The sequence below is a fragment of the Dyella sp. genome, from assembly GCF_035508675.1.
GTDB lineage: Bacteria > Pseudomonadota > Gammaproteobacteria > Xanthomonadales > Rhodanobacteraceae > Dyella_B.
This window is the reverse complement of sequence record NZ_DATJMN010000348.1, coordinates 1-9,018: the sequence shown is the minus strand read 5'-3', so window position 1 is coordinate 9,018 and position 9,018 is coordinate 1. Positions and strand designations below refer to the sequence as shown.

Annotated in this window: 7 protein-coding genes; 5 read left to right on the top strand and 2 right to left on the bottom strand. The window is 60.8% G+C overall.

The window, feature by feature from the left end; all coding sequences use genetic code 11:
• A partial coding sequence (locus VMA74_RS18410) for a hypothetical protein (protein ID WP_325369620.1) occupies positions 1 to 193 on the bottom strand: 193 nt, incomplete at its 3' end.
• Between the two features lie 460 nt (positions 194 to 653).
• Here VMA74_RS18410 and VMA74_RS18405 point away from each other — a divergent pair.
• From VMA74_RS18405 to VMA74_RS18395, 3 genes are all read left to right on the top strand, one after another.
• A complete protein-coding gene (locus tag VMA74_RS18405; RefSeq protein WP_325369618.1) occupies positions 654 to 1,337 on the top strand; it encodes an HAD family hydrolase in 684 nt (227 codons plus the stop codon).
• 170 nt (positions 1,338 to 1,507) lie between these two features.
• On the top strand, positions 1,508 to 3,157 hold the full coding sequence (gene pgm, locus VMA74_RS18400) for a phosphoglucomutase (alpha-D-glucose-1,6-bisphosphate-dependent) (RefSeq protein ID WP_325369616.1): 1,650 nt from the start codon (positions 1,508 to 1,510) through the stop codon (positions 3,155 to 3,157).
• 281 nt (positions 3,158 to 3,438) lie between these two features.
• Positions 3,439 to 4,461: a cupin-like domain-containing protein gene (locus VMA74_RS18395; protein WP_325369614.1), complete on the top strand. Its 1,023-nt coding sequence runs from the start codon at positions 3,439 to 3,441 to the stop codon at positions 4,459 to 4,461.
• 133 nt (positions 4,462 to 4,594) lie between these two features.
• Here VMA74_RS18395 and VMA74_RS18390 read toward each other — a convergent pair whose 3' ends face one another.
• Positions 4,595 to 6,373 carry a DUF2334 domain-containing protein gene (locus VMA74_RS18390; RefSeq protein ID WP_325369612.1) on the bottom strand — a complete coding sequence of 593 codons (1,779 nt, stop codon included), beginning with the start codon at positions 6,371 to 6,373 and terminating at the stop codon, positions 4,595 to 4,597.
• A 415-nt stretch (positions 6,374 to 6,788) separates the two neighbouring features.
• Here VMA74_RS18390 and wecB point away from each other — a divergent pair, with 415 nt between their 5' ends.
• Entirely contained in the window at positions 6,789 to 7,901 is a 1,113-nt protein-coding gene (wecB, locus tag VMA74_RS18385; RefSeq protein WP_325369610.1) for a non-hydrolyzing UDP-N-acetylglucosamine 2-epimerase, read from the top strand.
• A gap of 16 nt (positions 7,902 to 7,917) precedes the next feature.
• Positions 7,918 to 9,018 (top strand): glycosyltransferase family 2 protein (locus VMA74_RS18380; protein WP_325369608.1); only part of this gene is annotated, 1,101 nt, incomplete at its 3' end.

Below are 9,018 nucleotides of genomic sequence, written 5' to 3'. Positions count from 1 at the left end.
CGCCGCCCGCGCCGTTCGTCGGGATCTGCTCCACCAACGAGCCTTGCGTGTTGTAGACCAGTAGCTGGTTGCTGGCCGTGTTGGATGCGGTGACGATAAGGTCACGGTCATGCCAGCTCGAATCGGTTTGCGCCTGAGTCGCACTCGCCACCATCAGCGCCAGTAGCGCTGAACCATAGACTGCCTTTTTCATGCGTATTCCTCGAATGGGTGTAAGGAATGACGGCACCCCTGTTTGCCGGACAGTCGTCGACGACCCAGGTACGTTACGTGTCTGGAAGCAGTGCCACTATGTCCGGCTATCCAGCATTTGTTGCCCTGCGTCGGATGGCTGCCCGGGCCTAGAGCTGATGACCGGGAGGAAAGACATAACGTTCACACGCTCGTCGACGGCCTGTCATGGAGGCGTCCATGCTGGCAATGATGGGCAGTGGCTTCGCGTCGCCTGAACGTTACAACCTGCCTACGTAAGAAGGCCTGTACATCCACCCCACGCTTCCGCCAGACTGACCGCAGCATTGCCCGCGCTGGCGGTACCAAAGGCCGCTGCGCAGGGCAGAACAGCGCCCCATTCGGATCAACGGCAGACCGGTCGAACAGGACCGCCAGCCGCTTATCGATGATGACGGCGAGTACCACGTGGACGTCTATTTGTGAATCAAGCCAACGCTGCACACGTTTTTTTGCTGGATGTCGACAATACCTTGCTCGACAACGACCGCTTCGGTGCCGACCTGCGCGCGCATCTCACGCGCGAGTTCGGCCAGGAAGAATGCGACCGCTACTGGGCGATCTACGAACAGCTGCGCGATTCGCTGGGCTATGTCGACTATCTGGGCGCGCTGCAGCATTTCCGCCGGGAAAACGACACCCGCCCCGGCATCTTCACCCTGGCGTACTGGCTGCTCGATTATCCATTCGAGCAACGGCTGTATCCCGGCGCGCTGGAAACCATCGATCAGCTCAACCAGCTCGGCCGCGCGGTGATTCTTTCCGATGGCGACGTCGTCTTCCAGCCGCACAAGATCGAACGCGCCGGCATCCGCGGCGTGGTACGCGGCGACGTATTGATCTTCGTGCACAAGGAGCTGGCGCTGGACGAGCTGCTGGTGCGCTATCCCGCCGCCCACTACGTGATGGCGGACGACAAGCCCAACCTGCTGACCAAGATGAAGCGCAAGCTCGGCGATCGCCTCACCACCGTATTCGTGCGCCAGGGCCATTATGCCTCCGTGGCCAACCTGGCCGAGCTGCAGCCCGGCCCCGATTACACCATTGATGCCATCCGTGATCTGCCGGCGCTGGCAGCCGAGCTGGTGGGTACGGCGGCGGCCTGAACGGAGCTTGATCGCTCACGCGGCGCAGACGGAGGATTGATGCCTCCTCGCCGATAATTTGCCGCTGCCTTGAATACCCTGGGGCCTGTTTCCGCTTGCGCGGGAACAACGGCCCATGCGGGCTTGGGGCATTCCGTACCAACCGTTACTCCTGCGAGGAACCTTTACCCGTGAGCCCCACCATCGACGAGCGCGCCGGCAAACCCGCACCGGAATCCATGCTGGTAGACGTGCCGAAACTGCTGCAAGCCTACGCTGCACTTCGTCCCGATCCCGCCGAACCCACCCAACGCGTAAGCTTCGGCACCTCCGGTCATCGCGGCTCCTCGTTCGATCACAGCTTCAACGAATGGCACGTGCTGGCCATTACCCAGGCCATCTGCGATTACCGCCGCCACAAGCACATCACCGGCCCGCTGTACATCGGCATCGACACGCATGCGCTGTCACGGCCGGCGTTCGAAAGCGCGGTCGAAGTACTGGTCGCCAACGAGGTGGCGGTGGCCGTTTCCGCTGGCGGTGAATTCACGCCTACGCCCGCGGTATCGCACGCCATCCTTACCTACAATCGCAGCCGCATCGACGGCTTGGCCGACGGCATCGTGGTCACGCCGTCGCACAATCCGCCCGGTGACGGCGGCTTCAAGTACAACCCGCCCAACGGCGGCCCGGCCGACACCGACGTCACCAGCTGGATTCAGCAGCGCGCCAATGCCCTGCTCGAAAGCCGCCTGGACGGTGTCAAGCGGATCAGCTACGCGCAGGCGCGGCGCTCCAGCCTGGTGCAGCAGTACGACTATCTCGGCCGTTACGTCGACGATCTGAAGAACATCATCGATTTCGACGTGATCCGCAGCGCTGGCGTGCGCATGGCGGTCGATCCGCTCGGCGGCGCCGGCGTGCATTACTGGCAGCCGATCGCGCAGCGCTACGGCATCGACCTGGACGTCGTCAGCGATACGGTCGATCCCACCTTCCGCTTCATGACGGTGGATTGGGACGGCAAGATCCGCATGGATCCGTCGTCCCAATACGCGATGCAGCGCCTGATCGGCCTGAAGGATCGCTACGACGTGGCCTTCGCCTGCGATACCGACCACGACCGCCATGGCGTCGTCTCGCGCAGCGCCGGCTTGATGCCGTCGAACCATTACCTGTCGGTGATGGTGGATTACCTGTTCCGCCACCGGCCGCAATGGACTGCCCAGGCCAGCGTCGGCAAGACGGTGGTGAGCAGTTCGCTGATCGACCGCGTCACCCAGCGTCTTGGTCGCCGGTTGTACGAAGTGCCGGTGGGCTTCAAATGGTTTGCCGATGGCCTGTTCAACGGCGCGCTCGGCTTCGGCTGCGAAGAAAGCGCGGGCGCCTCCATGCTGCGTCATGACGGTAAAGTGTGGACCACCGACAAGGACGGCATCGTGCCCTCGCTGCTTGCCGCGGAAATGACCGCGCGCCTGGGCAAGGACCCGGGCGAACTCTATGCTGAGTTGACCGACGCCTTGGGCAAGCCCTATTCCAGCCGCGTCGATGCGGCCGCCAATGCGCAGCAGAAGGCGCGTCTGGCTAAGCTCTCGCCGCAGCAATTGCAGAGCAAGGAACTGGCTGGCGAGGAAATCACCGGCGTGCTTGACCGCGCGCCAGGCAATAACGCACCCATCGGCGGCATCAAGGTGATGTCGGAAAGCGGATGGTTCGCGGCGCGTCCGTCGGGCACTGAGGAGATCTACAAGATCTACGGCGAGAGCTTCCGTAGCGAAGAGCATCTCAAGGCGATCCTGCGCGAGGCGCAGGGGATCGTGGATGCGGCGTTGGCGGGGTGACGCGGAGCGCGCCACCTTGCTCCGGGCTTTGCATGCCCAGCTACGTTTCCGCGCTCGTATACTGGCCGCCTTGTTGGGAGGGTGCGTTCCTCGGCCACCACGGTGCTCCTGGCCGGGACGGACGTCGGCATGGTTCCACCGGCCGGGCCGAGCGGGGGCAAAGGGGAGGGCAGGGACTAGACATCGTTGTCATTTCGCCGACACAATCGCATTGCTGCAAGCGGGCCTGCGCTAGGCTCGCCTTCCAAGAGCTGTTGCCACGCAACGCGCGAGGGGATGTCATGGCGAACGTCGAGTTGAGGCCGGTGGTCCACGTCGACAATGAGTGGCGCCGATGGATTGCGGAAAACCTGTTGCTGGACGGCCCGCCGCAAGGCATCTACGAACAGATGCTGCACGCCGGCATTGCACACGAAGAAGCCGTGCATGAAATCCAGCAGGCGCTGGGCAGCCCATATCTTGCCGGCGCGCAACGCTTGCGCAATCGGTTGGCGAAACACGATTGGATACTGGAAGCGCAGCGCCGCATGAATCGCCTGCGCGACGTGGAAGTGCCGCGGCGGCACAAACTTTCGCGCGAAGAATTTTTCGACGCGTACTACACCGCCGGCCGTCCGGTGATCATCACCGGCATGATGGACGACTGGCCCGCGATGACGACGTGGAGCCTGGATTATTTCAAGCAACGCTGCGGCGATCGCGAGGTGGAGATCCAGTTTGGCCGCGATGCGGATACGCAGTACGAACTGCGCAAGACCGCGCACCGCAAGACCATGCTGTTCGGTGATTATGTCGAGATGGTGCGCAATGCCGAGCGCAGCAACGACTTCTACATGACGGCCTACAACGAGGGCAAGAATCGCACGTCGCTCGACCTGTTGTGGCAGGACATCGTGCAGATTCCCGAGTATTTGGACGGCAAGGGCTCAACGCAAGGCTTTCTGTGGTTCGGCCCGCCCGGCACCATCACGCCATTCCATCACGACCTCACCAACAACTTCATGGCGCAGGTGATGGGTCGCAAGCGCATTCTGTTGATGCCGGCGTGCGAGATCGCCCACGTCTACAACCACGAACACTGCTTCACCCACGTGGATGGCCGGCAGATCGATCTGCAGCGCTATCCGCGCATGGCAGGGGTGCAGGTACTGTCGTGCATCCTGCATCCCGGCGAGGTGCTGTTTCTGCCGGTGGGCTGCTGGCACTTCGTGGAAGGGCTGGATATCTCGGTCACCGTGTCGTTCACTAATTTCCTGTGGGATAACGATTTCACGTCGGAATATCCGCAGCAGCAGGTGTTTTGATCACTTACTGCGTGGACGACAATCCTCGCAACGCTTGCCATCCCGGCCCGCTGTATAGCAGGTGAGCCCCTTCCCCCGAAAGGAAAGGGGCTCTTCATGCCGGGGTCTGCAGGGTGGCCGCGGCGATGAACCGTCAACCCTTGGTAATCACGCTCACGGACACGAAGGTGTAGCCCATCGCCTGCAGGCCTTCCACGATCTGTTTGAGATAGCTGATGTCCAGGGTCGGGTCGATAAAGAAGCTTTGCACCGAGTCCTGAATTACCGTGTTGCAATTAGCGCTGTACAGAATGTCAGCCGGGAAACGCGGCGGATTGTTGTTGTATTCCACCAGTTCGACATCACCGAGTTGTTCGGGAAGCACGACAGAACCGAACACATTGCGCACCAGGTACGGGTAGAACTGGCCGTAGATGCGCGTGTAATCCGGGGTCCCTGTACCGCAAGCGCCATTCGGGCACCAGCCGATGGCATACAGGTCGCGTTGAGACATCGCCTCGAACTGTGTCTTGAATACCGCATAGTCGATGGCCGATGCGGCATAGTGCGGCGGCACGAATATCGTGGGCGGGATCAAGCCTGCCTTGCTGAATTCCTGGAAGCCGGCGGTGATGCGTCCTTGTGCCCATGACATGGAATCGACGGGCACCGGGCTATCGAAGATCACGGAGTTGGACGCATCGATGTGCGCGGTATAAAACTCGAAATCATCGCCGCTGACGCCGGTGTAGGGATTGTCGATATTCGAGTACTGATGGGTGTAGCCATGCATCATCATGACGCCGCCGCGGGCTTGCATGTATTTCAGTGCACTGACCAGCGTCTTGGCCTGGTACAGATGGATCGATACCGGCACACCGTTGTTGTAGAAGCCGTTCGGATCCACGTAATACGGGATCAACGCAACGCTGAAAGGCACGTTCTTGCTGTAGAGGTAATCGGCGATCGCACGCAGCTGGGTAGGATCGTCCTCTGCATCCACGTCCTCGATGCGTACCAGCGCACGTTTGCGTGCTGGCATGTTCGGGTTGGACACCTTGCCGATCAGGTCGATGGCCGCCAAATAACGATCGTTAGGCCCGGTATAGCTGAAGGGAATCTCGCCGATGTAGGTGAGGTTGGCGCCCTTGGTTGCCCAGTTGATGCTGCCGTTGGTGTCATTGGTAGCGACGGCGAGTACTTGCGCCTTGGTGGGATCGTTGATGGTCGTCTGCAGCAGGCCGGAAGGTACGGCCAGTGCGTTGCGTTGCAGTGCGATGTTCTTGTAGGTCACCGTCAAGGTGTTGGAGAAGTCGAAGTACGTCGGCGTGAAGCCGTATTGCCCCGCGAAATTCGCGGCGCGCGCGGACAGCTGCCAGATGTTGTCGTTCATCCATAGCACCGGCTTGGTGGTTGCCAGTACGTCATCCAACAGCGCAGTGGGCAACGGCTCGCCATAGGTCGAGCCGATGTAGATCAGCCCGGTGTAGCTATTGAGTTCGCCTGAGACATAGTTCACCGCAGGCTGCAAGGTGTATTTGCTGCCGTGCGTGACGAGGTTGCCAGCCATTACGCCATAGGCTTCACCCAGCCAACCCCACTGCCCGGTGATGTCGTACAGCACGAGCGTGTTCTGGTTCGGGTTTGCGCCGGGTGCTCCCGCGTAGGCGTTGGGTGCGGATGCTGCCGCGGCCGTCACCGTGCGCGCGAGTGTCGTTGATACGCGCGGAGCCTGCGTGACCGTTGCCTGCACTTTCGGCAATGCCGCGTGTGGCGGTGGCGGTGGTGCGGGTAAGGCAGCGCGATCGAGGCTCGGCATCAGCGTGCCTTGGGCTGCAACGGATATCGGGCTGGAGACTGCAAGCAGCACCAGTGCAATACCGGCGAGTAACGACTGAAAACGAGATGGTCCAAAGAAGGATGGTCTGAACATGGGATTTCCCCTCGCTCTAAAGACGAATACAGCGCGCCGCAGCCGCTATGCCGCCCTGCGCGCATGGCTGTGAATGCGATTCAATCCCGAAAGCCCAGGCCCCTGTCCCGTGAAAGGAACGCCTCGCCGTGGAAGAGAGTACGACGGCGCATGTGATTTGTCGACTAGCAAATTATTTGTATATAGTCAATATGTAATTAACCAAAATATTATGAAATTGATGTGTATGTTTAACTTAAAGTTGGCAATATGAGGACATGGTGCAGCTTCTTGCGCCAATTGATACCGGCGTCTCCACCGACTCCGTCCGTTCGGGAGATACGCGGTCAGCGCTGCCCGCGACTGGGCATTAGGGGGCTAGGACAGGACGTCCAGGGAGCAGGGTGGTGTCCCATCCTGCACATGAGGGGGATGTATGCAGGACATCCTGATCGTTTCCGGCACACGCCCGGAAATCATCAAGCTTGCGCCGCTGTATCACTGTTTGCGGACAAGCGGTTGGGCGCGACCACATTGGCTGCACACCGGGCAACATGGCGAGATGGCGCGGCAGATGCTCGCGTGCTTCGACATTCTTCCCGACATAACACTTGAACGCGGCGGTGACGGCTTGTGCGAATTCAGCACGTGCTGTCGCGGCTTGCTCGACAACGTGCTGGCGGATCGAGCGTGGTCGCTGGTGCTGGTGCAAGGCGATACCGAAAGCACGTTTCTCGGCGCCATCTGTGCATTTTATCGTCGTGTCCCTGTTGCACACATCGAAGCGGGCCTGCGTACGTACGATTTGCGACGTCCCTTTCCGGAAGAGGGCTTGCGCCAGATGGTCAGTCGCATCGCCAGTTTTCATTTTGCGCCGACCGAGCGCTCGGCGCTGGCGTTGCGAAGGGAGGCCATTCCCGAGGAACGCATCACCGTCACCGGCAATACGGTGATCGATGCTCAGCAATGGATCGTGCGGCGGCATCGATTGCGGCGACGCGTGGAGGGGCGCGGCCATTTGCTGGTCACTGCGCATCGGCGCGAAAACTGGGGCAACGATCTGCGCGAGATCTGTTATGCGATTGCCGAAGTAGCGAGCCGCCATGCCGAGCTGGAGGTGCTGTTTCCGGTACACCTCAATCCAGTGGTAAGCCAGCCTGTGCATGCGATTCTCGGTGGACTGTCGAATGTGCATCTCAGGCCGCCGCTGGACTATCTGCAGATGCAGCAGGCGCTGCTCGACGCCTGGCTGGTGCTGACCGACTCGGGTGGCTTGCAGGAAGAGGCGCCCACCTTCGGTGTGCCGCTACTGGTGCTGCGCACCGAAACCGAACGGCCGGAAGCGATCGAGGCTGGCTGCGCGCGGCTGGCCGGCACGCGGCGTGCGTCCATTGTCCAGCAGATCGAGGCTTTGTGGTCGGACACGGATGCGTACAACGCGATGGCACATGCGGGTAATCCTTTCGGCAATGGCACGGCCAGCGTGCGTGTCACCGATCTGCTTAGAGGAGCATTGGCGGGTAACGAGCGTCGGCGCGAAGCCAGCTGAGCCATGGAGGTGTGCCATGTGGTGGCTAGACGCATTCTCGACCTATCTCTACGGGCTGGGTGCCGTAGTCATCGTCATCGCCGTGTTGATCTTGATCAGTGGGCTGGACGACTTCTTTATCGACGCCGTGTACTGGACGCGGCGTCTGTGGCGCTCGCTGTTCGTCTACAACACCCGCGAGCACACGCTCTATCACGAGCTGTACCGTCCGGCAGAAAAGCCGCTGGCCATCATGGTGCCGGCCTGGCAGGAGACCGGCGTGATCGGTCACATGGCCGAATTGGTTGCCGTCACCCTGGATTATGAGAACTACCATATTTTCGTGGGCACGTATCCGAACGATCCGGATACGCAACGTGATGTGGACGAGGTGTGCGCGCGTTTTCCCAACGTGCACAAGGTGGTATGCGCGCGCCCAGGTCCGACCAGCAAGGCCGATTGCCTGAACAACGTGCTCGACGCGATCTTGCAGTTCGAACAACGCGCACGCATGACCTTTGAAGGATTCATCTTGCACGACTCCGAAGACGTCGTGTGCGAACACGAGCTGCGTCTGTTCAATTACCTGGTGCACCGCAAGGACTTGATCCAGATTCCGGTGTATCCGTTCGAACGGCAGTGGAACAATTTCACTAGCTTGCACTACCTCGACGAATTCGCCGAGCTGCACGGCAAGGATGTGCCGGTACGCGAAGCGTTGGCCGGCCAGGTGCCCAGTGCCGGCGTGGGTACCTGCTTCAGCCGGCGTGCCGTGCTTGCCTTGATCGAAGAAGGTAACGGCATCGCGTTCGACGTGCAGAGCCTCACCGAGGATTACGACATCGGCTTGCGCTTGAAGGCGCGCGGCATGGAAGAAATCTTCGTGCGCTTTCCAGTGCTTCGCTACCAGCGCCGTCCTAAGCAACCTGACAAGTTTGGCCAGAGCCGGCACGAATCCAACGTGATCTGTGTGCGCGAATATTTCCCCGATCGCCTGGCGACGGCAGTACGGCAGAAGTCGCGCTGGATCATCGGCATCGTCTACCAGGGTTATCGCACCCACGGCTGGAAGCACAGCCTGGTGCTCAACTATTTCCTATGGCGTGACCGCAAAGGCGCCATCAGCAATTTCGTCAGT